The 26,544-nt window shown below is 62.4% G+C and carries 27 protein-coding genes, 2 tRNA genes and 1 pseudogene; 18 read left to right on the top strand and 12 right to left on the bottom strand.

Annotated elements, in window-relative coordinates; genetic code table 11:
- Positions 1–6: 6 nt before the first annotated feature.
- The 3 genes from PSUB009319_RS10705 to PSUB009319_RS10695 all read right to left on the bottom strand — a co-directional run bounded on the left by PSUB009319_RS10705 (position 7) and on the right by PSUB009319_RS10695 (position 2,959).
- Positions 7–423: an FKBP-type peptidyl-prolyl cis-trans isomerase gene (locus PSUB009319_RS10705; protein ID WP_124382218.1), complete on the bottom strand. Its 417-nt coding sequence runs from the start codon at positions 421–423 to the stop codon at positions 7–9.
- Between the two features lie 90 nt (positions 424–513).
- Positions 514–2,421: an MFS transporter gene (locus PSUB009319_RS10700; protein ID WP_124382217.1), complete on the bottom strand. Its 1,908-nt coding sequence runs from the start codon at positions 2,419–2,421 to the stop codon at positions 514–516.
- A gap of 82 nt (positions 2,422–2,503) precedes the next feature.
- Positions 2,504–2,959, bottom strand: coding sequence for a CBS domain-containing protein (locus PSUB009319_RS10695; RefSeq protein WP_124382216.1), 456 nt, complete (start codon positions 2,957–2,959; stop codon positions 2,504–2,506).
- 239 nt (positions 2,960–3,198) lie between these two features.
- On the opposite strand from PSUB009319_RS10695, the gene PSUB009319_RS10690 reads away from it, so the two are divergent.
- Genes PSUB009319_RS10690 through PSUB009319_RS10680 form a run of 3 tightly spaced genes read left to right on the top strand, consistent with a single transcriptional unit; the run spans position 3,199 to position 5,709 of the window.
- Positions 3,199–4,533, top strand: coding sequence for an O-acetylhomoserine aminocarboxypropyltransferase (locus PSUB009319_RS10690; RefSeq protein ID WP_124382215.1), 1,335 nt, complete (start codon positions 3,199–3,201; stop codon positions 4,531–4,533).
- Positions 4,533–5,369 (top strand): alpha/beta fold hydrolase, encoded by an 837-nt coding sequence (locus tag PSUB009319_RS10685; RefSeq protein ID WP_124382214.1) that lies wholly within the window; start codon positions 4,533–4,535, stop codon positions 5,367–5,369. Before PSUB009319_RS10690 ends, PSUB009319_RS10685 begins: the two co-directional genes overlap by 1 nt.
- A 22-nt stretch (positions 5,370–5,391) precedes the next feature.
- Positions 5,392–5,709, top strand: coding sequence for an Mpo1-like protein (locus PSUB009319_RS10680; protein WP_124382213.1), 318 nt, complete (start codon positions 5,392–5,394; stop codon positions 5,707–5,709).
- Positions 5,710–5,713: 4 nt separating this feature from the next.
- On the opposite strand, the gene PSUB009319_RS10675 is transcribed toward PSUB009319_RS10680, so the two are convergent.
- A complete protein-coding gene (locus PSUB009319_RS10675; protein ID WP_124382212.1) occupies positions 5,714–7,045 on the bottom strand; it encodes a YihY family inner membrane protein in 1,332 nt (443 codons plus the stop codon).
- A gap of 79 nt (positions 7,046–7,124) precedes the next feature.
- Between PSUB009319_RS10675 and wrbA the strand changes: the two genes are divergently transcribed.
- From wrbA to PSUB009319_RS10660, 3 genes are read left to right on the top strand one after another with little or no spacing between them, the layout of a single operon-like run.
- Positions 7,125–7,718: an NAD(P)H:quinone oxidoreductase gene (gene wrbA / locus PSUB009319_RS10670; protein WP_124382211.1), complete on the top strand. Its 594-nt coding sequence runs from the start codon at positions 7,125–7,127 to the stop codon at positions 7,716–7,718.
- Positions 7,715–8,107, top strand: a complete 393-nt coding sequence (locus tag PSUB009319_RS10665; protein WP_124382210.1) for a DUF2069 domain-containing protein — start codon at positions 7,715–7,717, stop codon at positions 8,105–8,107. The genes wrbA and PSUB009319_RS10665 overlap by 4 nt, the downstream gene beginning before the upstream one ends.
- Before the next feature lie 6 nt (positions 8,108–8,113).
- Entirely contained in the window at positions 8,114–9,526 is a 1,413-nt protein-coding gene (locus PSUB009319_RS10660; protein ID WP_124382209.1) for an FAD-binding oxidoreductase, read from the top strand.
- Positions 9,527–9,535: 9 nt separating this feature from the next.
- Here the strand turns inward: PSUB009319_RS10660 and PSUB009319_RS10655 are convergent, their stop codons facing one another.
- Positions 9,536–9,739, bottom strand: coding sequence for a hypothetical protein (locus PSUB009319_RS10655; RefSeq protein WP_124382208.1), 204 nt, complete (start codon positions 9,737–9,739; stop codon positions 9,536–9,538).
- 657 nt (positions 9,740–10,396) lie between these two features.
- Between PSUB009319_RS10655 and PSUB009319_RS10645 the strand changes: the two genes are divergently transcribed.
- Positions 10,397–10,473, top strand: a tRNA-Arg gene (locus tag PSUB009319_RS10645).
- Between the two features lie 337 nt (positions 10,474–10,810).
- Here PSUB009319_RS10645 and PSUB009319_RS10640 read toward each other — a convergent pair.
- Entirely contained in the window at positions 10,811–11,281 is a 471-nt protein-coding gene (locus PSUB009319_RS10640) for an Lrp/AsnC family transcriptional regulator (protein WP_124382206.1), read from the bottom strand.
- A 144-nt stretch (positions 11,282–11,425) separates the two neighbouring features.
- Between PSUB009319_RS10640 and PSUB009319_RS10635 the strand changes: the two genes are divergently transcribed.
- Entirely contained in the window at positions 11,426–12,904 is a 1,479-nt protein-coding gene (locus PSUB009319_RS10635) for an aminotransferase class V-fold PLP-dependent enzyme (RefSeq protein WP_124382205.1), read from the top strand.
- A gap of 4 nt (positions 12,905–12,908) precedes the next feature.
- On the opposite strand, the gene PSUB009319_RS10630 is transcribed toward PSUB009319_RS10635, so the two are convergent.
- Positions 12,909–13,430, bottom strand: coding sequence for an Lrp/AsnC family transcriptional regulator (locus tag PSUB009319_RS10630; RefSeq protein ID WP_124382433.1), 522 nt, complete (start codon positions 13,428–13,430; stop codon positions 12,909–12,911).
- Positions 13,431–13,575: 145 nt separating this feature from the next.
- On the opposite strand from PSUB009319_RS10630, the gene PSUB009319_RS10625 reads away from it, so the two are divergent.
- Positions 13,576–14,592 (top strand): 1-aminocyclopropane-1-carboxylate deaminase, encoded by a 1,017-nt coding sequence (locus tag PSUB009319_RS10625; RefSeq protein ID WP_124382204.1) that lies wholly within the window; start codon positions 13,576–13,578, stop codon positions 14,590–14,592.
- Between the two features lie 156 nt (positions 14,593–14,748).
- The gene (locus PSUB009319_RS10620; protein WP_124382203.1) at positions 14,749–15,168 is read left to right on the top strand and encodes a hypothetical protein; all 420 of its coding nucleotides are present in this window, start codon (positions 14,749–14,751) and stop codon (positions 15,166–15,168) included.
- Between the two features lie 4 nt (positions 15,169–15,172).
- Here the strand turns inward: PSUB009319_RS10620 and PSUB009319_RS10615 are convergent, their stop codons facing one another.
- Positions 15,173–16,006 (bottom strand): aldo/keto reductase, encoded by an 834-nt coding sequence (locus PSUB009319_RS10615; protein WP_124382202.1) that lies wholly within the window; start codon positions 16,004–16,006, stop codon positions 15,173–15,175.
- Positions 16,007–16,096: 90 nt separating this feature from the next.
- Positions 16,097–17,332, bottom strand: a complete 1,236-nt coding sequence (locus PSUB009319_RS10610) for an NADH:flavin oxidoreductase/NADH oxidase family protein (protein WP_124382201.1) — start codon at positions 17,330–17,332, stop codon at positions 16,097–16,099.
- Between the two features lie 98 nt (positions 17,333–17,430).
- Here PSUB009319_RS10610 and PSUB009319_RS10605 point away from each other — a divergent pair, with 98 nt between their 5' ends.
- Both PSUB009319_RS10605 and PSUB009319_RS10600 read left to right on the top strand, forming a co-directional pair.
- Positions 17,431–17,889 (top strand): MerR family transcriptional regulator, encoded by a 459-nt coding sequence (locus PSUB009319_RS10605; protein ID WP_124382200.1) that lies wholly within the window; start codon positions 17,431–17,433, stop codon positions 17,887–17,889.
- Positions 17,890–18,226: 337 nt separating this feature from the next.
- Positions 18,227–18,463, top strand: coding sequence for a hypothetical protein (locus PSUB009319_RS10600; RefSeq protein ID WP_124382199.1), 237 nt, complete (start codon positions 18,227–18,229; stop codon positions 18,461–18,463).
- Positions 18,464–18,469: 6 nt separating this feature from the next.
- On the opposite strand, the pseudogene PSUB009319_RS23245 reads toward PSUB009319_RS10600, so the two are convergent.
- Positions 18,470–18,571: pseudogene (locus PSUB009319_RS23245) on the bottom strand (amino acid transporter); the annotation flags it as partial.
- A gap of 26 nt (positions 18,572–18,597) precedes the next feature.
- On the bottom strand, positions 18,598–19,458 hold the full coding sequence (locus tag PSUB009319_RS10590; protein ID WP_124382198.1) for an MBL fold metallo-hydrolase: 861 nt from the start codon (positions 19,456–19,458) through the stop codon (positions 18,598–18,600).
- 109 nt (positions 19,459–19,567) lie between these two features.
- Here PSUB009319_RS10590 and PSUB009319_RS10585 point away from each other — a divergent pair, with 109 nt between their 5' ends.
- The 5 genes from PSUB009319_RS10585 (at position 19,568) to PSUB009319_RS10565 (ending at position 22,461) form a co-directional block, all read left to right on the top strand.
- The gene (locus PSUB009319_RS10585; RefSeq protein ID WP_124382197.1) at positions 19,568–19,951 is read left to right on the top strand and encodes a metalloregulator ArsR/SmtB family transcription factor; all 384 of its coding nucleotides are present in this window, start codon (positions 19,568–19,570) and stop codon (positions 19,949–19,951) included.
- 2 nt (positions 19,952–19,953) lie between these two features.
- Positions 19,954–20,775 carry a sulfite exporter TauE/SafE family protein gene (locus PSUB009319_RS10580; RefSeq protein ID WP_124382196.1) on the top strand — a complete coding sequence of 274 codons (822 nt, stop codon included), beginning with the start codon at positions 19,954–19,956 and terminating at the stop codon, positions 20,773–20,775.
- Positions 20,776–20,810: 35 nt separating this feature from the next.
- Positions 20,811–20,887 (top strand) — tRNA-Pro (locus PSUB009319_RS10575).
- Between the two features lie 128 nt (positions 20,888–21,015).
- On the top strand, positions 21,016–21,489 hold the full coding sequence (gene sixA, locus PSUB009319_RS10570; protein WP_124382195.1) for a phosphohistidine phosphatase SixA: 474 nt from the start codon (positions 21,016–21,018) through the stop codon (positions 21,487–21,489).
- 126 nt (positions 21,490–21,615) lie between these two features.
- On the top strand, positions 21,616–22,461 hold the full coding sequence (locus PSUB009319_RS10565; protein WP_124382194.1) for a GNAT family N-acetyltransferase: 846 nt from the start codon (positions 21,616–21,618) through the stop codon (positions 22,459–22,461).
- A gap of 84 nt (positions 22,462–22,545) precedes the next feature.
- Here PSUB009319_RS10565 and ppx read toward each other — a convergent pair whose 3' ends face one another.
- Positions 22,546–24,084, bottom strand: coding sequence for an exopolyphosphatase (gene ppx, locus PSUB009319_RS10560; protein WP_124382193.1), 1,539 nt, complete (start codon positions 24,082–24,084; stop codon positions 22,546–22,548).
- Positions 24,085–24,252: 168 nt separating this feature from the next.
- Here ppx and ppk1 point away from each other — a divergent pair, with 168 nt between their 5' ends.
- The gene (gene ppk1 / locus PSUB009319_RS10555) at positions 24,253–26,424 is read left to right on the top strand and encodes a polyphosphate kinase 1 (RefSeq protein ID WP_124382192.1); all 2,172 of its coding nucleotides are present in this window, start codon (positions 24,253–24,255) and stop codon (positions 26,422–26,424) included.
- Positions 26,425–26,544 lie beyond the last annotated feature (120 nt).

Genomic DNA, 26,544 nt, shown 5'->3' with positions numbered 1-26,544 from the left:
GATCAATCAGCCGCCGATGCCCAGCAGCTCGACCTCGAAGTTCAGTGTGGCGTTGGGCGGAATCGTGCCAGGCACGCCGTTGGCACCGTAAGCGGTGGCCGCCGGGCAGGTCAGCTTCGCCTTGCCGCCAACTTGCATCTTCTGCACGCCCTCGGTCCAGCACGGAATCACACGGTTCAGCGGGAACGAGATCGGCTGGCCGCGCTTGTAGGAACTGTCGAACTCCTTGCCGTCAGTCAGCGTCCCGCGGTAATGCACCTTGACCGAATCGCTGGCCTTGGGCGACGGGCCCGTGCCCTTGGTCAGCGTCTGGACAACCACGCCGGAGGGCAAGGTTTCGCTCGATGCAGGCGACGCAGCTTGTGCGGTAACAGCAGCCAGGGCAAGCGACGACGCGCACAGCAGCAGGGAAACGTGTTTCATGGCAGGTAACGGGAGAGTTTGGGGATAGAAAAACACTGGCCGGTTGCAGGCCGACCGGCAGTGTATCGAATTCCGGTCTGGCGCCTGCTGCTATAGCCGCTCACCGCGCAGCGCCAGCACGGCAGCCTGCAGCCCTTCGGGCGATGCCGCTTGCGGCGACACCGGCGTGCCGATGCAAAGTTCGAGCTTGTTGAGAAAGCCACGACGGAACGGGCGCGACATCGCCGCTCCATCCTTGCGCGAAAAGAAGCTGCCCCAGAGCCCGCGCAACGCCATCGGCACCACCGGCACCGGAGACTGCTCGATGATGCGGCGCACGCCTTCCTTGAATGGGTTCATCTCGCCCGTCGCGGTGATCTTGCCCTCAGGGAAGATGCAAACGACCTCGCCCTCGGCCAGCGCGGCAGCAATCATGCCGTAGGCGCGCTTGAGCATCTCAGGATCTTCGTGCAGCGGCGCGATCGGGATCGCCTTGACCGTGCGGAAGAACCACGACAACACCGGCACCTTGAAGATGCGGTGGTCCATCACGAAGCGCACGGGCCGGCGCACGAAGGCCCCCACCACCACGGCATCGACAAAGCTCACGTGATTGCAGACCAGCAAGCACGGGCCCGCATCGGGAATCTGTTCGGCGCCTTCCACTTTCACGCGGTAGACGGTATGGATCAGCAGCCACATCACGAAGCGGATCAGGAATTCTGGCACCAGCGTGTAGATGTAGAGGGCCACCACAGCGTTGAGAATGCCGGTCACCAGAAACAACTGCGGAATCGTAAAACCGGAGCGTGTGAGCACCATCGCCAACACCGCCGAAGCAATCATGAACAGCGCATTGAGGATGTTGTTGGCGGCAATGATGCGTGCGCGGTGGGTCGGCTCGCAACGGCTCTGGATCAACGCATAAAGCGGCACGCTGTAGAAACCGCCGAACATCGCCAGCAGGAACAGGTCGGCCAGCACGCGCCAATGGCGGTGGTTCTGCAGGAAGCCGGAAATTCCCGTCAACACGTCGTGCGCGACCAGCGCCTCGGCGTGCGATGCGAAGTACAGGTCAACCGCAAACACCGTCATACCAATCGACCCAAACGGCACGAGACCGATTTCTACTGTACGGCCCGAGAGCTTCTCGCACAGCACCGAGCCCAACCCGATACCGACTGAGAACACTGCCAGCAGCAGCGTCACCACGTTCTGGTCGCCGCCAAGCACATTACGCGCAAAGGCAAAGAACGACGTCAGGAACGTCGCGCCTACAAACCACAGCCACGAGATGCCCATCAGGCTCAGGAACACCGCGCGCTGATTGCTGGCCAGCTTCAGGTTTCGCCAAGTCTCGGAGATCGGATTCCAATTGATGCGCAGGTCCGGCTGCGAAGCCGGCGACACGGGCACACTGCGCGCCGTCAGCCAACCGGCCACGGCGATGACCAGGCAGGCAATGCCGGTGAACGTCGGGCCGATCAGCTCGCCGTTGCGCGTGTAGTTGGCAAGCTCCCCGCCGCCAATGGTGCCGATCAGGATGGCGACGAAGGTGCCCATTTCCACCAGCCCATTGCCACCCACCAGCTCGGTCGATTGCAGATGCTGCGGCAGATACGCGTACTTGACGGGCCCGAACAGCGTGGAATGCACGCCCATTAGGAAGGTGCACAGATAGAGCAATTCAACGTGGCGCAGCGCAAAGCCCGCACAGCCGATCGCCATGATGGCAATTTCCAGCGTCTTGACCACGCGGATCAGCCGAGCCTTGTCCAGGCGATCGGCAATCTGCCCGCTGGTAGCCGACAGCAGCACGAACGGCGCAATGAAAATCGCCGAAATGAGGAACGCCGCCGAGGCCGGGTCCGCGTTGCCGAACAGCGCGGCGTGGTAGGTGACCAGCGAGGAAAACGCCACCTTGAAAACGTTGTCGTTCATCGCGCCCAGAAACTGGGTCCAGAAGAACGGTGCGAAGCGGCGCTGCTTGAGCAGGGAAAACTGGCTCGATTGACTCATCGGCAGGATATTGGGGGTTCAACAAAAAACCCGCTCGCAGCAGCGGGCGGGTTTCAGGAATGCGGTGCAGAGGTGGTACAGATCAGTCTTCGTTGGCCTTTTCTTCGGGCCAGTCGCGAATGTACGCCTTGAGCATCTTGTTTTCGAAGCTCTGGTCTTCGAACACGGCCTTGGCCACGTCATAGAAGGAGATCACGCCCATGAGCGTGCGGCTGTCGAGCACCGGCAGGTAGCGCACATGGTGCTCCAGCATGATGCGGCGCACTTCGTTGACTTCGGTTTCGGGCGTGCAGGTGACAGGATGATCGTCCATCACCTTGCGGATGGTGGTGCCATCGCCAACGGAACCGTGGTTCTTGGCGACAACCTTGATGATTTCCCGGAAGGTCAGCATGCCGACCAGTTCACCGTATTCCATGACGACGAGCGAGCCGATGTCTTTTTCCGCCATCGTCTGCACGGCCACCTGGAGCTTGGTTTCGGGTGCCACGGTGTAGAGCGTGTTGCCCTTCACGTGAAGGATGTCGCTGACTTTCATAGTGCGTCTCCCAGAGTATCGGGGTGCCAGTCTGCCGGGGGGCGACCGCGCGCGGGTTGTGGTTATGGTTGTGTTTCGATCCTAGCCCAAACCGGATGGCTTCGACAAGCTCGCAGCGCAGAAAAAACCTGTCAAAAACCGCGCCCGCTCGGCGTTTGCCCGGAATGCGCCGCAACAGGAGCGGTGCTAGCATGCCCCGTCCAAACCCGCTCCCGCATCCTGTCTGGGTGCTTGAATCCATGTCCAAAGCCCGCTTCGACACGCTGGCCCTGCATGCCGGTGCCGCGCCCGACCCGGCCACCGGCGCGCGCGCCACGCCCATCCACCTGAGCACGTCCTTTGTGTTCCGCGACAGCGAACACGCGGCGTCATTGTTCAATATGGAACGCGCGGGCCACGTCTACTCGCGCATCTCCAACCCGACCGTTGCCGTGTTCGAAGAACGCACGGCGTCGCTTGAGAACGGCGTTGGCGCCATTGCTACGGCTTCGGGCCAGGCAGCGCTGCATCTGGCCATCGTTACGTTGATGGGCGCGGGCTCGCATATCGTCGCCTCCTCTGCGCTCTATGGCGGCTCGCACAATCTGCTGCATTACACGCTGCGCCGCTTCGGCATCGAGACGACCTTCGTCAAGCCCGGCAATATCGACGGCTGGCGCGCTGCCATCCGCCCAAACACACGGCTGCTGTTTGGTGAGACGCTCGGCAACCCGGGGCTGGATGTGCTCGACATCCCGACCATTGCATCGATTGCGCATGATGCGGGCGTGCCGCTGCTAGTCGATTCGACCTTCACCACACCGTGGCTGCTGCAGCCATTCGCCCACGGCGCAGACCTCGTCTATCACTCGGCCACCAAGTTCCTGGGCGGGCATGGCACAACCATCGGCGGCGTGCTGGTCGACGGCGGCACGTTCGACTACGTGGCCGCCGGCAAGCACCCCGAGCTGACCGAGCCGTACGCGGGCTTCCACGACATGGTGTTTGCCGAGGAAAGCACTGTCGCCCCCTTTCTGCTGCGCGCTCGGCGCGAGGGCCTGCGCGATTTCGGCGCGTGCATGAACCCGATGGCCGCATGGCAACTGCTGCAAGGCATCGAAACGCTGCCGCTGCGCATGGCGCGGCATGTGGAAAACACGCGCCGCGTCGTCGCTTTCCTGGCGAGCCATCCGATGGTGGCGTCAGTCGCCTACCCTGAACTGGAATCGCACCCGGATCACGCGCTTGCGAAACGCCTGCTACCGCGCGGCAGCGGTGCAGTGTTCAGCTTCGACCTGCGTGGCGATCGGCGTGCGGGCCAGCAGTTCATTGAATCGCTCGGTTTGTTCTCGCACCTGGCCAATGTGGGCGACGCGCGGTCGTTGGTCATCCATCCGGCATCAACCACGCATTTCCGCATGGATGCGCATGCGCTGGCCGCAGCCGGCATCAGTGAAGGCACGATCCGCCTGTCGATCGGCCTGGAGGATGCCGACGACCTGATCGACGATCTCAAGCGCGGCCTGAAAGCTGCCGAGCGCGCGATGTCCGCCGCGCCCGGAAAGGCCGCTCCCAACGCAACCGGAGCCCGTTGATGGAATGGACCGTACGAGGCGAGCGCGCCTACGCCTATACCGGCGGCAAACCGTTCAATGCGGAACTGCCGTGTGTCGTGTTCGTGCACGGTGCGCAGAATGATCATTCGGTCTGGGGTCTGCAGACGCGCTGGTTCGCACACCACGGTTTCAGCGTGCTCGCGGTTGATCTGCCCGGACACGGCCGCAGCGCTGGCACACCGCTGCAGACGGTGGAAGCCATGGCGGACTGGGTGATGGCGCTCGTTCAGGCAACGGGCGTCAGGCAACCGGTGATGGTGGTGGGGCATAGCATGGGTTCGCTGATTGCACTGGAGTGCGCCTCACGATACGCCGATCGCGTACGCCGGATCGCGCTGGTGGCCACAGCCTGGCCGATGAAGGTGTCGGATGCGCTGCTCGACGCCGCGCTCAACAACACACCAGTGGCTATCGATATGGTGAATGTCTGGTCGCATTCCAGCCTGGCCAATAAGCCGTCATCACCCGGGCCGGGTTTCTGGATGCACGGCGGCAGCCAACGGCTGATGGAACGCGTAGCAAACGGCACAGACGCTCCGGTCTTTCACATAGATTTCTCCGCCTGCAATGCCTACGCGCGCGGCGCCGAGGCCATGGCATCAGTGAAGTGCCCATCACTTGTAATCGTGGGTGAGAAAGACCAGATGACGCCCGCAAAAGCCGGCCGCCAAGTCGCGGCGGGACTGGCGGGCAGCCGCATTGTCGGCCTGCCGGGCGGGCATGCCATCATGGGAGAATGCCCAGACGGCACACTCGACGCACTGATCGCCTTTGCGCGTGAACACGACGTGGTCGCCGCGGAAGTGTCTCGATAGGCGTCCCGCACAGGAGGCAATCATGGCCACCACCGACACCCACAGCTTCGGCAGCTTTGCCGAGTTCTATCCGTATTACCTGAGCGAGCACCAGGATCGCATCTGCCGGCGCCTGCACTTTGCCGGTTCGACGGTGGCGCTGGTGAGCCTGATCCTGCTGGTTTTCACGGGCAACCTGTGGTGGCTGCTGGGGGCGGCTGTCAGCGGTTATGCATTCGCGTGGGTCGGGCACTTCGGCTTCGAGAAGAACCGGCCCGCCACCTTCCGCCACCCCTTTTACAGCCTGATGGGCGACTGGGTAATGTACCGCGACATCTGGACGGGCAAGATCCCGTTCTGAAGCATCAGGCGCCAGCGCTGGCAGCGGCGGGCATTGCCGAGGCCGGCACCGGCGCCGCAGCAGCCTGGACGGCAGCCGCCACCCCGCGTTCACCGGTGGTGAAAATACGCTCCAACGTGGCATCGAGCGCGGGATTCTGCAACTGACTGACCAGCGCGTGCGTGTCCCCCAGCTGGTGCGCCAGCGCGGTGCGCGACAAGCGCGGCAGATTCAGCACCAGTTTTTCATAGAGCGGCCGCAGCGTGGTCGTGTGGGCGTCGCACAGCAGCGCCCAATGGGCCTCGCCGCGATCCTGCTGCAGCTTGCCGATCAGGTGCAACGCCTTCAGCTTGGTCAGCAAGTCAACCAGGTAGTCGGCTTCCAGTTGCAGGCGCCGACCAACGTCGCGCTCGGCAACCGTACGCGGCGCCTGCTCACGTGCGCGATATAGCAACAGCAGAATGCCCAGCGCATCAAAGAATTCACTGCCCGGAAACGTGCGCCGCCGCCAATAGCCCTGCCGAATGACCGGCAGCGTCGACGCGATGGTCGCGCCCAGCAATGTCACCAGCCAGCTCACGTAGATCCACGTCAGGAAAATCGGCAGCGTCGCAAACGCGCCATAGACGGCCGTGTATGTGGGAATGTGCGCAACGTAAGAGCCGAAGACGCGCTTGGCGATTTCAAACGCCGCTGCGGCGATCAAGCCAGCGATGAATGCATCGCGCCGCTCCACATTGGTATTCGGCACGAACACATACAGCATCGCAAACGCAATGGCCGACAGCAGGATCGGGATCAAGCCCACCACCACGCCCAGGCCGAACGGCAGCTTGTGTACATAGCCCGCGGAAATCGACACAAGATACGAACTGACCGACAGACTCGCGCCAATCAGCACTGGCGCGAACGTCATCAGCGCCCAGAACACCAGCACACGCTGCGCCAGCGGCCGCCGATGGCGCACGCGCCAGATGGCGTTCAGCGCGTTTTCGACCGTGAGCATCGTCATGACCGACGTCACAACCAAACCGATCAGGCCCGCTGCCGTCAGCCCCTTGGCATTACTGGAAAACTGGTTGAGATACGTCAGGATCGGCCGGCTGATGCTGCCCGGCACGAGGTTGCTGAACATGTAGCCTTCGATGTCTGCCCGAAAGCTCTTGAATATCGGGAACGCCGTGAACAGCGCAAATGCCACCGTCAGAATAGGCACCAGCGACAGCACGGTCGTGAATGTCAGGCTGCCGGCCACTTGCGGCAGGTGGTCCTCACCGGCGCGGCGCAAGGCATAACGCGCCAGCGCACGCAGCTTGGCGGCATTCCATTGACGAAGCACACGGGTGTCAAAACGCATGAAAAATGAGGCGGAGTAAGGCAAACGAGGTGGCTTGAGGGGCGCAACTATAATACCGCGACGCTCTCAACGCTTTGTCATGAAAGATATCCTGGTTCTGTACTACAGCCGTCACGGCAGCACGCGCGCATTGGCTGAAGCCATCGCGCAAGGCATTGAAAGCGTCGACGGCGCCCAGGCGCGGGTACGCACCGTACCGGCCGTCTCCACCGTCTGCGAAGCCACGCAGCCCGACGTACCCGACGGCGGGCCGCCCTACGTGGAAGTGCGCGACCTGGAAGAATGTGTGGGCCTGGCGCTGGGCTCCCCCACGCGCTTCGGCAACATGGCTGCGCCGCTCAAATACTTTCTGGATGGCACGACGCCGCAATGGCTGGCAGGCGCACTGACCGGCAAACCGGCATGCGTATTCACCTCCACAGGCAGCATGCACGGCGGGCAGGAAACCACCCTGCTCTCGATGATGCTGCCGTTGCTGCACCATGGCATGGTCGTGCTCGGTCTGCCATATCAGCAGAGCGAACTGCTTTCCACCGATGCCGGCGGCACGCCGTATGGGCCGTCTCACGTCGCGCATCGCGGCGATACCGCCCCGCTCACCGCGCACGAACGCACGCTTGCCACAGCCATGGGCCGACGGCTTGCTCAGACCGCTCTCAAGCTCGCCGCATGACTGCCACCAACAACGTCGTCACTGAATCCCGCACGCTGTCTCTGTTGAGCGCCGGCAGCCTCATCGCGTTGATCGTCCTGTGTGCTGCTTGGGAGTTGTGGCTTGCGCCCGTGCGTCAGGGCGGTTCGTGGCTGGCGCTCAAGGCGCTGCTGCTGGCGTGGCCGCTGCCCGGCGTGCTGCGCAAGAACCGCTACACGATGCAATGGGCGTCGATGTTCATCCTGCTGTTCTTGACCGAAGGCGTCGTGCGAGCGACATCGGACGTTGGGCTTTCGCGCTCGCTGGCCTGGGCCGAGGTGGTGCTCAGCATGGTGTTTTTCTTCACGACCATCCTGTACCTGCGTCCATTCAAGCGCGCCGCCAAAGCACGCGCCAATCAGCAAACCTGACCCGCCATGACCCACGATGCGTTTCTGCAAGCCTGCGTTGATACCATCGGTGCAACGCATGTCCTGACCGCCCCGGCAGACCAGACGCCCTACCTGACCGATTGGCGCAAGCGTTTCTCGGGCCGCGCACGCGCCGTGTTGCGCCCGGCCACGCCCGATGAGGTGGCTGCACTCGTGCGCTTGTGCGGCGAACACAGCGTGCCCATCGTTCCGCAAGGCGGCAATACCGGCCTGTGTGGCGGCGCAACGCCCGATATGGACGGCAGCGCCGTCGTGATCTCGTTGCAGCGCATGCAGCACGTACGCGCGGTCGACCCCATCAACAACACCATCACCGTGGATGCGGGCTGCATTCTGGCCAACGTGCAGCAGGCCGCAGCCGAGGCCAACCGACTCTTCCCGCTCAGCCTGGCGGCAGAAGGCAGTTGCACCATCGGCGGCAATCTGGCGACCAACGCCGGCGGCACCGCCGTCTTGCGCTACGGCAACGCACGTGAACTGTGTCTGGGTATCGAAGCGGTACTGCCCAACGGCGAACTGTGGAATGGCCTGCGCGGCCTGCGCAAAGACAACACGGGTTATGACCTGCGTGACCTGTTGATCGGCGCGGAAGGCACGCTGGGCATCATCACCGGGGCGATGCTCAAGCTGTTTCCGCAGCCGCGCGCCAAGGTGACGGCGCTGGCGGCCCTGCAATCGCCGCGTCAGGCGCTGGAGTTCCTGTCATTGGCGCAAGGCCATGCCGGGACGCTGCTGACAGGCTTTGAGCTGATGTCGGCGTTCTGCCTGGAACTGGTGCGCAAGCACTATCCGCAATTGCGCATGCCGTTCACGCAGGCGCATCCGCAGTACGTGCTACTGGAGTTATCCGATCTGGAAAGCGAGGAGCACGCCCGCACGCTGTTCGAAACGCTCATGGAAGATGCGCTGGCGCGCGGCGTGATCGACGATGCGGCGGTGGCGGAATCTGTGGCGCAGTCGCGCGATTTCTGGAACCTGCGCGAACACATTCCGCTGGCACAGGCTGACGAGGGCAAGAACATCAAGCACGACATTGGTGTGCCGATCTCGCGCATCGCAGATTTCATTGACGTGACCGACCGCGCGCTGGCCGCGGCCTACCCCGACATCCGCATGGTGACGTTCGGCCACCTTGGCGACGGCAACCTGCATTACAACGTGTCGCCCCCGGAAGGCCACGCGCACGAATCGTTCCTGGCAAACCAGGATGGCATCAACCGCATCGTGCACGACAGCGTGCATGCGCATGGCGGTTCGATTTCGGCCGAACATGGCATCGGCCAGCTCAAGCGCGAAGACAATGCACGCTACAAGAGCCCCGTTGAACTGGCGGCCATGCGTGCGATCAAGCAGGCGCTGGACCCACGCGACCTGATGAATCCGGGGAAAGTGTTATAAGGCGCCGCTTCAGCCGAACAGCCTGAACGTGTAGTTCGCCACCGCGAAGAGGATCGTCGCGGCCAGCAGCCATAGCAGCATGCGCGGTACGCCGCTGGGCGGCAGACGATGGTCGTTGGCGTTGGAACGATCGCCAATGCGGCCGCTCTGCGCGTTACGGATGTAGGTGCTGCGGGACGACCCTGCCGGGCGTCGTGCATGACGTGTGCTCATTGTTGTTTCCTCCCTGCCCCATGACTAGCGCCTCGCCCGGCCCCCTGCAACCATGACGAAACACAGCAGCTCCATGGATTGCTCCATGGCTGCCCAAACAAGACTCCCTTAATTTCCCCGTCTGGTCGGAACCGGAAAAGCGTCGTCACGCCCATCTGGCGTGCGTAGGCACGGCGTTCCGCGTCTTTGCGCGGAATTTCGAATGAAACGTTGTTGTTGTGTGGCACTACCCGACGCCACGAAATGTATCAAAAATCCCCCCGAATGGGGGGTACGTATTTTAGGTATCACCATTTGGATGATGCGCAGGAACGACGCTTGCGGGCTCGATTAGGGCAAACCCGAAAATCGACCTATGTATGGAGGCAGTCCATGCCCGCCTTGCCCGATCTGACCAAGCACGCCCACATCACGCCACCGCAGCCGCCGGAGCAGCCCCCGCACCCGCCGCCGGAAATGCCGCCGCCCGACGAGCCAGCCCACGACCCCGTGCACGACCCCGAGCCCAGCACACCTCCTATCGAACTGCCGCCCGGCGAGCTACCGCCGGAAATCCCGCCCCAGCACTAGCGCTGGGCAACATCCCATCTGTTAGAATCGCGACCTCCCAGGCACCCGGAGGCCGTGCGTTTTGGTGTGTCTGGGCAGTCTGCAAATCTGCCCATAGCTCAGTTGGATAGAGCATCGGCCTTCTAAGCCGACGGTCGGGGGTTCGAATCCCTCTGGGCAGGCCACATTCCCCCTGAAAATCAAGAACGTGGGTAACCGCTGCATCGGAATAGCCTTGGAAGGCGATTCCCGGGTTATCCCACGCAACGCCAATACCGCCGCCGCAATACATCCAATGGAGAGCTGCGCGCCCATAGCTCACGTCAACTGTGAATGCAGCGGCAGCTCGTAGAGGTCTTCGATTCCGATCGGGTTGGCCGATATACGGCGATCACAGCCGTCCGCATAGGAGTTCGCCAGATAGTGACCGTCATGGCGGCGCAACCCCAGTCCAGTCTGTGTAAGCCCCGATCACCATGGCAAAGCGATGCAAGCTCTCATGACGACAATCGAGGGTTGCGTTCAATCCGCCTGACCACCATCGCGCACCGGCAACGCAGTCGAATACTTGATCTGCTCCATCGAGAACGATGAACTCACATCCGAGAGCGGCACGGCCTTAATGAGGTGCTTGTAGACGCGGTCGTAGTCTTCAATGCCGGCTACGGCAACGCGCAACAGATAGTCCATTTCGCCGCTCATCCGGTAGACCTCAACCACTTCCGGCATGTCGCGCACCACCTGCGTGAAACGCTGCGCCCACTTTTCCGTGTGCTGGTCAGTTCGAACAGCAACAAACACTGTCGTACCGACACCCAGTTTGCGCGCATCGCACAGCGCCACCTGCGCGCGGATGACCCCCGTGTCCTTGAGCCGTTGCACCCGCTTCCAGCACGGTGTCTGCGAGAGATTCACGCGCTGCGCGAGTTCTGCAATAGGCAGCGTTGCGTCGGCCTGCAACAGCCTCAGTAATTCGCGGTCAATGGCATCCATTTCGATTCAGAAATCAGCTTCTATAAAATCTCAATTTTAGAGAAAACTTTCCGCAAAGTTTCCAAATTCGAAGGAAACTTTAAATTATTTTTCTGGATCATCCGCCGTATCATTTTCCTGCCCCTACCGCAGCAAGAAAACAAAATGAGCGACACCAACACCTTGCATTACCTCGACTACGCAGCCACAACGCCGGCCGACCCTCGCGTGATTGCAGCGATGACAGCCTGCCTTGGCATGGAAGGCGCGTTCGGCAACCCGGCGTCGAGTTCGCACGCAACCGGCCGTGTTGCACGGAACAAAGTTGAGCACGCACGCGAGCAGGTCGCCAAGCTCATTGGTGCGGATGCCGACGAAATCATCTGGACGTCGGGCGCGACCGAATCCAACAACCTTGCGCTGAAAGGCTACGCTGACACGGCCACAAGCAAGCGCCACCTCATCACCAGCCGCATTGAGCACAAGGCCGTTCTGGACACGATGGCGAACCTCTCGGCGCGCGGCTGCTCGGTGACCTATCTCTGCCCGACCCGCGAGGGCGAAATCAGCGCTGATGCAGTAGCCGCGGCGATTGGCCCCGAAACCGGCCTCGTATCGCTGATGCTGGTGAACAATGAACTTGGCACGCTGACTGACATTCGTGCGATTGCGCAGATCGTGCACGCCGCAGGCGCGCTGCTCCATGTCGATGCTGCACAGGCGCTCGGCAAAACGCCGATAGATGTGCGTGCGCTCGGCATCGACATGCTGTCGATGTCTGCCCATAAGGTGTATGGCCCCAAGGGGATCGGCGCGCTGTTCGTCCGCCGCGAAATCGCAGCGCAAATTGCGCCGCAAATCCACGGTGGCGGACACGAGCGCGGCCTGCGCTCGGGCACGCTGGCAACGCATCAGATTGTCGGCATGGGCGTCGCGTGCGAGTTGGCGGCGGAAGACCTTGCACAGGAAATCGCCCGCATTTCGGCGCTGAGCCAGCGGCTGAAGGCATCGGTTCTTGCGCTTGGCGATGTGGTGCAGAACGCCGACGTAGCACGGCGCATTCCCCATACCTTGAGCCTGACGGTCAATGCGCCCGGCTTCTTCCCGATGATGCTGGGCGACGATCTTGCCGTGTCATCCACATCGGCGTGCAACTCCGCCGCGGGCACGCCTTCTCATGTGTTGTCGGCCATCGGCCTGGATGCAGATGCGGCGGGCCGCACCGTGCGCATCAGCCTTGGCCGCTTTGCGACGGAGCAGGACATCGACTTTGCGATCGCCTGCTTTGAGCGCGCGATCGAGCAATGCCAGGCCACGGCATCCAGTGGCCTGACCGCTTCGCGGCAGATCACTCCGGCGGACTTGAAAGCCATCCGCAGTGCAGGTTTCCGCTCGGTGATCTGCAATCGTCCTGACGGCGAGAGCATTGATCAGCCCACGTTTGAAGACATTGCCGCTGCTGCCCGCGAACTGGGTATGCAGGCGCGCTACCTGCCGGTCGAACCGAATGGCATTGGCGATGCAGATGTCGAGGCATTTGGCGCATTGGTCGACACGTTGCCCAAGCCCATCCTCGCCTATTGCAAAAGCGGGAACCGGGCTGGAATGCTCTGGAACCGCCTGACGGATCAACGCAAGGCCTGAAGCCTTACGCCACCGGCAGTTCCGTCGTGGACAGCACCTGCTTGAGCACCATGAACGTCCGGATTTGCCGCACGCCTGGCAGATACAGCAACTGTTCGGCATGGAGGCGGTTGTAACCCTCGCTGTCTTTCGTGCGCACGAGCATGAAGTAGTCAAACTCGCCGGTCACGACATGGCATTCCAGGCAGCCTGAGACCTTCTGCGCCGCCTTCTCAAATGCCGCGAAGGATTCCGGCGTCGAGCGATCCAGCACGACGCCGATCATCACCAGTGACCCCAGATCCAGCGCACGCGGATCGAGCAGCGCAACGATCCCCTTGATCAGCCCCAGCGCCTTGAGCCGTTCCACCCGGCGCAGACAGGCCGGCGGGCTCAGGCTCACCTTGGCCGCGAGCGCGACGTTGGAGATGGACGCATCGCGCTGAAGTGCCCTGAGAATCGCCCGATCGGTGCGATCCAAGGCGTGGCGCGCAGAAGCCACCGCATCGCCGGACGCATCCTGCAATTTTGTTCCGCCTTTTTTCATTTCCAAGAAACAAATAGAATTCAAAAATAAATTTCGATTGGATTCGTTTTGAATATTAGTTTATTTTTGCAATCCCATTTCTCGTTGTTCTGCGTACCATTGGTTTCCGACATCCCGCCACGTGCGGCACGGAAGGAGCCAGTTCATGAACCTGCAGAGATTTCCTCGTTATCCCCTGACGTTTGGGCCAACGCCCATCCAGCCACTGAAACGGCTGAGCGCACACCTGGGCGGCAAAGTGGAGCTGTATGCCAAGCGCGAGGACTGCAATAGCGGCCTGGCCTTCGGCGGCAACAAAACGCGCAAGCTGGAATACCTGATTCCGGAAGCGCTGGAAGGCGGATACGACACGCTGGTTTCCATTGGCGGCATTCAGTCGAACCAGACGCGCCAAGTCGCTGCCGTGGCAGCACACCTCGGGCTCAAGTGCGTGCTGGTGCAGGAGAACTGGGTGAACTATTCCGACGCCGTGTACGACCGCGTCGGCAACATCGAAATGTCGCGGATCATGGGCGCGGATGTACGCCTCGATGCGGCTGGCTTCGACATTGGCATCCGCCCGAGCTGGGAACAGGCCATGGAGGACGTGCGCAAGCGCGGCGGCAAGCCGTTCCCGATTCCGGCCGGTTGCTCGGAACATCCGCTCGGCGGCCTGGGCTTTGTGGGCTTTGCCGAAGAAGTGCGGCAGCAGGAAGCGCAACTGGGCTTCAAGTTCGATTACATCGTGGTGTGCTCGGTTACGGGCAGCACGCAGGCCGGCATGGTCGTGGGCTTTGCGGCGGATGGCCGCGCCGACAAGGTGATCGGCATCGATGCGTCGGCCAAGCCCGCTCAGACGCGCGCGCAGATCCTGCGCATTGCGCAGAACACGGCCGAACTGGTCGACCTCGGCCGCGACATCACCGAGAAAGACGTGGTGCTCGACACGCGCTACGGCGGCCCGGAATACGGCCTGCCCAACGAGGGCACGCTCGAAGCCATTCGCCTGTGCGCACGCCAGGAAGCCGTGCTGACCGACCCGGTGTACGAAGGGAAATCCATGCACGGCATGATCGACATGGTGCGCAACGGCGAATTCCCCGAAGGCTCGCGCGTGCTCTATGCCCATCTGGGCGGCGTACCAGCCCTTAATGCGTACAGCTTCATCTTCCGCAACGGCTGAGGCAGCGGCTCGCGCCGAGCGCTGCGTAAGTTCTTCGAGGTGGGCAGCGCGGCCGCAAAACGTGGCCCGAAATTTTTCGTTTCCAAATGTTACCGGGTGAGCCAGAACCGACTTCGGAGGCCGCAAGCAGCAGAGCCGTGCAGTACAGTCCATGCCATGAAGAAAGCCCTGATTTGCCCGTCTCTCGTCCTGCTGGCCCTGCTCGGTGCATGCGGCTCGGCCCCGCAACAACCGCCCGCCGATACCAGCAGCGCTACCAACACAACTGGTGCCGCCAGCGCTGACCAAGGCTGGCAAACACTGCGCGCCCGATACATGGCTTGCGTCCAGCGCCATGCCGACGACGGTGTCCCGGGCACTACGCAGACGAAGGCCGTCGTGTCGTCCGCGCTCAATGCCTGCGAGGCGGATCTGCGCACCATGCACGATGGCTTCCGCGATTACCTCAGCGCATCAATGTCGTCTTCCGGCGCACGCAAGGTGGCCGATCGCGTCACCACAGACACTCGCGACAAAGCGCGCGTCTACCTGACCAGCTACGTCGACCACGAACGCTACCTGGCCAAATCGCGCTGACCCGTTACAGCATCTCCAACGCGCGCGGCCCTTTGGGCGGCGGGAAGATGCTGTCCAACGTAGCGAGCTGCTCAGCCGTGAGCGTGTGCGACAGCGCGCCGATGTTCTCGCGCAAGCGCTCACGATGGCCCGTCTTCGGAATCGCGATGATGCCGTCACGCGCCAGCAACCACGCCAGCGCCACCTGTGCCGGCGTCATACCGCACTCCTGCGCAAAACGCACCAGCTTCGGATGCCGAACCAACCGCGCCTGCTCGATGGGCGAATAGGCCATTACCGGCACGCGGCGCTCGCGCAGCCAGGGTAGCAAGTCCCACTCGATGCCGCGCCGGCTGAGGTTGTACAGCAGTTGGTTAACGGCGATCCCATCGCCGCCCGGCATGCCCCACAATTCGTCCATATCCGACAAGTCGAGGTTGCTCACGCCATAGTGGCGGATCTTGCCTTCGCGCTGCAGGGCCTGCAGACCTTCCACCGTTTCATCGAAGGGCACATCGCCGCGCCAATGCAGCAGGTACAGATCGAGCCGGTCGGTGCCAAGCCGGCGCAGGCTGCGCTCACATGCCGCGGCAATGCCGCGTCGGTTGGCGTTGTGCGGGTAGACCTTGCTGACGAGAAAGACCTCATCACGGCGCCCGGCAATGGCCTCGCCGATCAACGATTCGGAGAGGCCTTCACCGTACATCTCGGCCGTATCGATCAGGCGCAAACCCAGGTCGAGGCCCAGGCGCAACGTGGCGATTTCTTCGGCCCGCGTAGTACGGTCGTCGCCCATGTTCCACGTGCCCATGCCGAGCGCTGAGACGCGTTCGCCGTCGGGCAAAGTGACTTGTTTCATGTCGTGCTTTCCGGTTGGGGGGCAAAACATGAATCTACAAGAGACGCGGCGCACCGGTAAGGCTGTGCCAGTCCCGTCAGAAAATACGCCCTAGCGTGCCTGACGTTGTGCCGTCCATCGTCGATAGCGCCGCGACTGGCAAGATGCCGCGAGTTGTTGCTGTATCAGCGCCCGCAGCGGCGATACACGCGGGGCCGTCGTGCGCCCTTTGCTCAGCCGGTTGAGCTGGAACTTGACGACCGCCATGTTGGCCAACGCCCCCAGCGCCTTGTTCTTCCACGTAATGGGCGGCAGCACCGGCGCGCTGTTCTTGCCGCCAGCCCAATCGCGCGGCAGGTTCGGATCAATGGATAGCGCGGTGGCAATGCCCACCATATCGACCCCACTGTCGATGACCTGCTCCGCCACCGCCCGGCGCCGGATGCCGCCCGTGACCATCAGGGGCATGCGCGCAATGGCAGCGATGTCACGCGCGAACTCCAGGAAATACGCCTCGCGGGCCAGCGTTCGGCCATCGCGCGCGTGCCCTTGCATGGCAGGTACTTCATAGCTGCCGCCAGACAGCTCGACCAGATCAACGCCGAGCGGGTTGAGCAGTTCAACCACCTGCTTCGCGTCATCGGGGCTAAAACCGCCGCGCTGAAAATCGGCCGAGTTCAACTTGACCGACACCACAAACTGCGGCGACACGGCCGCTCGCACACCACGCACGATGTCGAGCAACAGCCGCGCGCGATTCTCGATCGGGCCACCCCATTGGTCCTGCCGCCGATTGGAGATGGGCGACAGAAACTGGCTCAACAGATAACCATGGGCAGCATGGATCTGCACACCGCTAAAACCGCTCTGCTCGGCCAGTTGCGCGCTACGCATAAAGCGTTGCTGAACGTCGAAGATGTCCGCCTCGGTCATCGCTCTGGGCACTGGAAACTGCTTGGATAGCGCGCCGAGCGCAAGTGGAACCGCCGACGGTGCCAGCGTGGCCTGCCCCAGTGCCGCCGGCATCTGGCGCCCCGGATGGTTGATCTGGACCCACGCATGCGCGCCATGCGCACGCGCGGCCTGCGCCCAGCGGCGAAAGCGTTCCAGATGTACGCCGTCTTCCAGCACGACGCCGCTCGGGCCGGTCATGGCTCGGTGGTCAACCATCACGTTACCGGTCAGGATCAAGCCGGCGCCGCCTGCCGCCCATGCTTCATACAAGCGCAGTAACGCGTCGGACGGTGCGTGATCGGCATCGGCCATGTTCTCTTCCATGGCGGCCTTGGCAAGGCGATTGGCAATCACCGCGCCGTTGGGCAAAACGAGGGGCGTGAAGAGCTTCATGGGTGGCATCCACATTTGACTATTGACGTTTGACGTTTGACGACACCCGAACCCTAAGCTTAAAGTCAACTTGAATGTCAAGCCTGCGGAGTACGCAAATGAAGATTGGTGAACTGGCCCGCCTGAGCGGCGTGGCCGCCTCCCGTATCCGGTTCTATGAAGCGAGCGGTCTGCTGCAGCCGGCCGAGCGGCAATCCAATGGCTATCGCGAATACGCGCCCGAATCATTAACGCGGCTGGAAATCATCCTGCGCGCGCAGAGCGCGGGCTTCTCGTTGGACGAGATCCGCGCCCTGTTGCCCGCCCATCTGGGCGAGTGGCCACGCGAAGAACTCCTGCAAGCGCTGCGCAACAAAGTCGAAGAAATCAATGTGCTGGAACAGCGCCTGGCGCAAAACAAGCGTGATCTGCTTGCGCTGATTCGCGAAGTCGATCACCAGCCCGACGGTGAAGACTGCACCGAGCGCGCCCGCCGCGTAATCAACAAGATGAATCTGAGGCCGCTCAAGCAGCCCGCCGCAGAGCCGCAAGCGCGCCCTGCAAGAGGGCGCGGCTGAGTGGCCTGTTTGGATCCGTTTGAATGTATCTGTGTTGGTCATCACCGCGTGGGGCCGTCCGGGTGGCTATCTCGCCCCCTTGCCCTGCTGAGCCTGCTGTGGGCAGGGAGAACACGTACCCCTTCGCGAGCACCATATTCTCGTCGTGGGAATGGCAATTGCGTCCTCCCCCGCGCCCGATGCCGGAAGCGCTGGCATCGGGGCAAAAGGCAACGCACTTTAGATCGCCTGACAGCACCCGCAGGACCGCTGTTGGCGTTTCTGACACGAGCCATGCAGTAGCGCTTACGCGCGGCTTTGTATAAAAGCCATTTGCGCGACAGAACAGCTGGAGACAATGATGTTGAGCCCCCACGAAATTGCGACGTTGGTTCTGGTGTGTGGCGACTCGCAGCCGCGCGATCTGGATACGGTGGATATTGAAACGCTGCTGGCGCTTCAGCTCATTACGCTGGAACGCCCGAGCCCTGGCGTGAGCGAGCCGCGCGTCACGCAGCAGGGGCATGCGTTGTTGAAATCGCTGGGGGTGCTCCGCGCGCGCAAGGACACGCTGGCGACGGTGGCTCTGCGGTAGACGGAGTTAGAGTCCACCCACGGCGTGGCGCAGCAGCAAGGCAGACAGCGCCGGCATCGTTATGCCAATCAGCCCATCCAACACCTGCCACGCCTTCGGCCGGGCAAACCCGCGCTATTCGCCCCCCTAAGCGGCTACAGCGCGTTCAGCGGAATCTTGAGGTACTGCACGCCGTTCTGCTCAGCCGGCGGCAATATGCCTGCGCGGATGTTGACCTGGATGGCCGGCAGCATCAGCGTCGGCATGCCGAGCGTCGCGTCGCGGGTGGTGCGCATCTGCACGAACTCGGCTTCGGTCACGCCATCGCGCACGTGGATGTTGGCGCGGCGCTGCTCGGCCACCGTGGTGTGGCATATGGCCTCACGGCCGGCGGGCGGATAGTCGTGGCACATGTAGAGCCGCGTTTGCGGCGGCAAGTCCAGCAGACTGCGAATCGACTGGTACAGCGTGCCAGCATCCCCGCCGGGAAAATCGCAGCGCGCGGTGCCCACGTCCGGCATGAACAGCGTGTCGCCCACAAACACCGCGTCGCCCACCTGATAAGCCATGTCGGCCGGCGTATGACCCGGCACGGCCAGCGCCTTTGCTTCCAGATTGCCGATATGGAAGACCTCGTCAGGCGCAAACAGGTGATCAAACTGCGAGCCATCAAGTTGGAACGACGGCTCGAGATTGAAGACCGGTTTGAACACGCCCTGCACCACGCTAATGCGCTCGCCAATGGCAATGCGCCCGCCGAAGCGCCCACGCAGGTACGGAGCGGCCGACAGGTGATCGGCATGCGCGTGGGTCTCCAGCAGCCACTCGATGCGCAAGTCCTGCGCTTCGATAAATGCGGCAACGCGATCTGCTGAACGGGTCGTCGTACGGCCCGATTTTGGATCGTAGTCGAGTACCGAATCGATCACAGCGCATGGTGTGCCGGGCCCTGCGTGCACCACATAAGTCATGGTGCAGGTATCGGGGTCGTAGAAGGGTTCGATCTGGGCATGCATGGCGGGCTTTCGCAAACAATCTATATTTTTATAGAATATCGCCTGGCATTCTGTCTGCCAATAGCGCAAATAGAACGAAGAGAAGCAGAGAACGCAGTACCGTGCCCCAATGACCGATTCGATCGCCCCGACTACCGACCCCAACGTTGTGCCGCTGCCCGAGGCGGCCATTTCCATGCTGCGCGCGTCTGCATCGCAGGCGTGTGCCGTGCTCAAGGCCATGGCCCACGAAGACCGCCTGCTGCTGCTCTGCCGACTCACGCAAGGCGAGCGCAACGTCGGTGAACTGGAAGCGCTGGTGGGCCTGCACCAGCCCAGCCTGTCCCAGCAACTGGGCGTGCTGCGCGACGAAGGTCTGGTCACCACACGGCGCGAAGGCAAATACATCTACTACCGGCTCGCCAGCTTCGAGGTCATCCAGATCATGCAGACGCTCTCCGAACTGTATTGCGGCAAGGTCTTGAAGAAGATATCCACCCCGGCGGAGCGTTGACCATGTCACCAATGGAAGCGGGTTGGATCATCAGCGCAGGGCTGGGCTCGGTGGTGGGGCTCATCCTGGCGTTGACGGGCGCGGGCGGCGCCATTGTCGCGGTGCCGCTGCTGATCTTTGGGTTGCATCTGTCGGTGTCGCAAGCCGCGCCGATTGCACTGCTGGCTGTGGGGCTGTCCGCCGGACTCGGTGCGATGCTCGGCTTGCGTGAGGGCAAGGTCCGCTACAAGGCTGCGGGACTGATGGCGCTGTGCGGTGTGGTGGTATCGCCATTCGGCATCTGGGTTGCGCACCGCGTGCCCAACACGCCGCTGACGCTGCTGTTCGCAGCGGTGCTCGCCTATGTGGCGATGCGCATGTTCCGGCAAGCGCGCGCCGTACCGTCAACCGAGCCCCAGCCAAGACGGATGGCACCGCCCTGTCATCTCGATACCACCACCGCCAAGCTGGTCTGGACGCTACCGTGCGCACGCGCACTGGCCGCGTCCGGCGCGGGTGCGGGGTTCCTCTCCGGATTGCTGGGCGTGGGCGGCGGCTTCGTCATCGTGCCCGCCCTTCGCCGCGCAACCGATCTGCCGATGCAGACCATCGTCGCCACCTCGCTGGCGGTGATCGCGCTGGTGTCCGCCGGCGGCGTGGTCGCCTCGGCCATCGGCGGGCATGTCGATTGGCATATCGCGTTGCCATTCGCCGCAGGTGCGCTGACCGGCATGCTGCTAGGGCGGCGCTTTGCACGGCATTTGGCAGGGCCGGCGCTGCAGCAAGGATTTGCCGCGTTTGCGGGCGCTGTAGCCTTGGGCATGATCGTCCGAACACTGATTTGACCGAGTTGTTGCGAAAGCGGTACAATCGCGTTCTTCGGGGCGTAGCGTAGTCTGGTAACGCGTCCGGTTTGGGACCGGAAGACCGCGGGTTCAAATCCTGCCGCCCCGACCAGCATTCAGCAGCAAACAAAACGGCTTACGTTCACCACGTAAGCCGTTTTGTTTTGAGGCGGCTGGCGATGTCATCTGACGGTGCTATAAAGACGGCATCCGCATCATGCAACGCCGCTCACCGTCCCCATGAATCTCATCCTGTGGCGCCACGCCGAAGCCGAAGACGTAGCCGCGTCCTTGCGCATTCAGCGCAACACCGATCTCCAGCGCGAACTCACCAAGCGCGGCCACAAGCAGGCGGAGAAGATGGCCGCTTGGCTGCGCCCTCGCCTGCCCGAAGACACGCTCGTCCTCGCCAGCCCCGCCGTGCGCACCCAGCAGACCGCACGCGCGCTCACCGAGCATTTTCAAACGCTGACCGCGCTTGCGCCCGGGGCCGACGTGAGCGCAATCCTCGACGCACTCGATTGGCCGTCGAACACCAACCTGCTATTGGTCGGTCATCAGCCATGGCTGGGCCGCTTGGCCAGCCTGCTCATTGCGGGCACGGAAATGGACTGGAGCGTAAAGAAAGCCGCCGTATGGTGGCTATGCCGTCGCATGCGCGAAGACGAAGCACAAACGGTGCTACGCGCCGTGGTGAATCCCGAGTTTGCGTGACACATCGCTCTCGTCACAGTATCGCCATGCAAAATTCACGCAACAGTCACGATTGACACGCTTTTGTCAGCGATCTGTCATGTAGTGTCTCTAGAATCGCCTCGAAATCCACCCTTGGGGATCCGAATGCGAGACCTGCCGACGCCCACCCAGCCGTTGATCGATGCACTGCCGAGCCTGAATCTGGCGAATCTCGGTCAATCTGCACGGAGGGGCCTTCCTCGCTCACCCGAAGCTGTTCCGACGCGTGACAAGCCTGTTCTGGCCATTTCGTGGGCGCGCCACCAGGATGAAGTGACCGAAGCGCAGCGCCTGCGCTACAAGGTGTTTGCAGAGGAAATGGGCGCCCGCCTGCCCTCGGCGCATACCGAACTGGACGTCGACATGTTCGACGCCGTGTGCGATCACCTGATCGTGCGCGACCAGAAAACGCTGCGCGTGGTCGGCACCTATCGCGTGCTGCGCCCGGATGCCGCCAAGAAAATCGGTTGCCTGTACTCCGAATCCGAATTCGACCTCGTGCGCCTGACACACCTGCGCCCGAAGATGGTCGAACTGGGCCGCTCGTGCGTGCACCGCGACTACCGCTCGGGCAGCGTCATCATGGCGCTGTGGGCCGGCCTGGGCGAATACATGCAGCGCTACGGCTTCGAATCGATGCTGGGTTGCGCAAGCGTGTCGATGGGCGATGGCGGCCACTTTGCCGCAAGCCTGTATCGCAGCTTCGTCGACGACGGGTCGCTTGCGCCGATCGAGTACCACGCCTTCCCGCGCGTAGCGCTGCCGGTAGACGAGTTGAACCAGAATCTCGAGGTCGAGCCGCCTGCGCTCGTGAAGGGTTATCTGCGCCTGGGCGCACGCATCTGCGGCGCACCGGCATGGGACCCTGACTTCAACGTCGCCGACTTTCTCACGCTGCTGCGTCTGTCGGACATCAACCCCCGCTACGCACGCCACTTCCTGCGCGGTTGATGTAGCACGACAAACAGTCGCCGCACCAAAGCAAACGGCCCGGAACACTCCGGGCCGTTTTGCATTGGGTGCTGCGACGCACCGTTACACGTACACGACCTTGTAGCGGCGGCCAATACGCTGCCACTCGTCCGCTTCTTTCATGAGGCTGTATTCCACCAGCGGGTTCTGCTCGATCCAGCTCTTGGGCAGTTCGACCTCGAAACCGCCTTCGTTGAGTTCGCCCTCGCTGTGACGCACGCGCAGGCCCGGCAGTTGGATCGCGCCACGCCGACGGCACAGCACGAACGCCAGACGCAGGCTGAACAGCATCCGCCAATCCGGGAACTTGCCGCCGCCCGAGAGCTTGCCCAGCTTGCCGGCATGGCCCAGCAGCAGCGTTGCCAGGCGCGCCTGATCCGTCTTGGAGAAGCCCGGCATATCCGCATGGCTGGAGATATACGCCGAGTGCTTGTGATATCCGCTGTGTGAAATGCTCATGCCAATCTCGTGCAGGCTTGCCGCCCAGCCCAGCAGCGCGAGATTGTCTTCGCGACGCTCGTCGGGCGGATCGGGAAACTGCGACAACAGCGCCGTCGCCGCATCACGTACGCGGCTCGCCTGCGCGCGGTCAACGCTGTAGCGGCGCATGAACTGCTCGATCGTCACCGTGCGCATGTCTTCATGATGCGTGCGGCCGAGCAGGTCATACAGCACGCCCAGGCGCAACGCACCGTCGGTCACGTCCATACGGTCGACATCGAGTTCGGCAAATACGCCCAGCATGATCGACAGCCCGCCCGGCAGCACCGGAATCCGATCCGACTTCAGGCCATTAAGCTTCAGGCGGTTGGTGTTCTCGGACTTGACGAGCGCCCGCTTGAGGCGCTCCAGCCCTTCGCGCGTGATGCCGTGTTCGTTGCTCTTGTCATTGAAGCCGTTCAGCTCGATCAGCTCAGCCAGCGCGCGGGCCGTGCCCGATGACCCCACCGCCTGGTTCCAGCCCGCCGTACGGTACTGCTGCACAAGCACCTGGATCTCGCGACGCGCGGCCAGCTCGGCCTGCTTCATCGCGTACTCGTCCACGTTGCCGTTCGGGAAGAAATGCCGGCTGTGCGAAACGCAGCCGATGTAAAGCGACTCCATCAGCTTGGGCTTGTAGCCATTGCCGATGATGAACTCGGTGGAGCCGCCGCCGATGTCGACAACGAGCCGGTTGCCCTGGCACGCCGGTGCATCATGCGATGCACCGAGATAGATCAATCGCGCTTCTTCACGACCCGCAATCACCTCAATGGGGAACCCGAGCGCGGCCTCGGCCTCGATCAGGAATTCCTGCGCGTTCTTGGCCACGCGCAAGGTGTTGGTGGCCACGGCACGCACATGTTCGGGGGCGAAGTCGCGCAGGCGGTCGCCAAAGCGGCGCAGGGCGTCAACACCGCGCCGGCGCGCCGGCTGATCCAGGTATTTATCTTGCGTAAGGCCGGCGGCCAAACGCACCGGTTCGCGCAGCGCATCGACCTGGAAAATCTGGGTACTGCTGACGCCATTGGCGCCAGTGGTTTCGTCAACGCGACCGATCATCAGCCGGAAGCTGTTGGAGCCCATGTCGACAGCGGCCAGCAGACGGGGGGTGGGACTCATGAATGAAAACGGGTGAGGAGCAAAATCGTAGCGCGGAGTATTGTCGTTCGAAACGATGCGCAACAAAATATGTATTTATTGTGTCCCTAACGTGACAATTCCAATGTGTCACAAATTTGACACCGAACTATGAAAAAGTGGCCCGATCGCCATCCGTCTGAACACAACATGTCGACATTGCCCGCGGGCGATCTGCTCAATCGCGAACTGGGCATCCTGGAATTCAACGCCCGCGTGCTTGCCCAGGCTGCTGACCCGGGCGTGCCGTTGATGGAGCGGCTGAAATTCATCTGCATCGTGTCGAGCAATCTCGATGAGTTCTTTGAAATCCGCGTTGCCGGGTTGAAGGAGCAGATGCGCGACAACCCTTCGTCGGTCACGCCCGACGGGCTGTCAGTGCAGCAGGCGTTTGGCGTGGTCTCTGAGCAGGTACGGCAACTGGTCGCGCAACAGTATGCCATGTTGCAGGACAACATCCTGCCTTTGCTGGAGAAGGAAGGCGTCTTCTTCCACATGACCACCAACTGGAATGAAACCCAGCGCGCCTGGTGCCGCAGTTTCTTCCAGCACGAACTGGTGCCCATTCTGACGCCGATGGCGCTGGACCCCGCGCACCCCTTCCCGCGCGTGCTCAACAAGAGTCTGAACTTCATCATCGAGCTGTCGGGCAAGGACGCCTTCGGCCGCGAGGCTGAACTGGCCATCGTGCAGGCGCCGCGTGCCCTGCCCCGGCTCGTGCAGATGCCGCCGGAGCTGTCGGGTTATCCGTATGGGTTCGTGCTGCTGTCGTCGTTTATGCAGGGCTTTGTGCACGAGCTGTTCCCGCAGATCGACGTCCATGGCTGCTATCAATTCCGCGTGACGCGCAATTCCGATCTGTTCGTGTCGGAAGATGAAATCACAGACTTGCGCGAGGCACTGCAGGGCGAACTGTCCACGCGCCACTTTGGCGATGCGGTGCGCCTGGAAATCGCGCATGACACGTCGCCGACATTGGTGCTTCGGTTGCTGCAGGAGTTTGGCCTGACCGAAACAGACTGCTACCGCGTGAAAGGTCCGGTGAACCTGGTGCGCCTGCTGCAGGTGCCTGACATGGTTGACAAGCCTGTGCTGAAGTACCCGCCGCACGTGCCGGCAACGGTCAAGCAGGTGGCGAACAGCTCAAACGTGTTCGACGCCATTCGTCAGGGCGACATCCTGCTGCACCATCCATACGAAAGCTTCACGCCCGTGCTGGAGTTGCTGCAGCAAGCGGCGCGCGACCCTGACGTGGTCGCCATCAAGCAGACGGTCTACCGCACCGGCAACGAATCCACGGTGATGGAAGCGCTCATCAAGGCGGCTCGCAACGGTAAGGAAGTGACTGTAGTCGTCGAGCTGCTCGCGCGCTTTGACGAAGAAACGAACATCAACTGGGCAGACCAGCTCGAATCGGCCGGTGCACACGTGGTATACGGCGTGGTTGGCCACAAGTGCCACGCGAAGATGCTGCTGGTGGTCCGCCGCGAAGTGTCAGGCAAGGGCAAGGCGGTCAAGCTACGCCGTTACGCGCACCTGGGCACCGGCAACTACCACCCCAAGACCGCCCGGCTCTACACCGATTTCGGCTTGATGACGGCCAACGAGCAGATCTGCGAAGACGTGCATCACGTGTTCCAGTTGCTCACCGGCACCGGCGCGCAAATCAAGCTGCATCATCTGTGGCACTCGCCGTTCACGATGCACGACAACCTGATCGAGCACATCCGCGCCGAAGCACGCGCCGCCCGTACAGGCAAACGTGCACGCATCATCGGCAAGATGAACGCGCTGTTGGAACCTACCATCATCGATGAGCTGTACAAGGCATCGCGCGCCGGCGTGAAGATCGACCTGATCGTGCGCGGTGTGTGCGCGCTCAAGCCGGGCGTGCCAGGGCTGTCGGAGAACATCAGCGTGCGCTCCGTCGTCGGGCGTTTTCTGGAGCATCATCGCGTCTACTACTTCCATGCGGGCGGTGAAGAGGTCGTCTACCTCTCCAGCGCTGACTGGATGGACCGCAACCTGTTCCGCCGCGTGGAAGTGGCCTTCCCTGTGCTTGATCGCAAGCTCAAGGCACGCGTCATCAAAGAAAGTCTGCAGGTGCATTTGCGCGACAACGCATCGGCGTGGGTCATGCAACAGGATGGCCGCTATGTGCAACGCCAGACACGCGGCAAGCACGTGCGCATCAGCCAGTTGGAACTGCTCAACCACTTCTCGCCGCAAGCCGCTGCTGCGGCAGAGACGGCCGCTGCGGTGGCAGCGGCAACGGCCGCTGAACCGACGGTGCGGGCGCCGGTCGAGATTTCTGCGGGCTGATCGGCCGGCTGGCCTGCAAATGAAAAACGCACGCTCAACTGAACTGACCCCGTAAAGTTGGACGGTTCGTAAGGCTAGGCCTGACAGGGCTGAGTTCTGTATTGCACAGGACTCAGCCCT

The organism is Ralstonia sp. SET104 (genome assembly GCF_003851545.1).
Lineage (GTDB): Bacteria > Pseudomonadota > Gammaproteobacteria > Burkholderiales > Burkholderiaceae > Ralstonia.
This window is presented reverse-complemented; position numbering and strand designations above follow the sequence as displayed.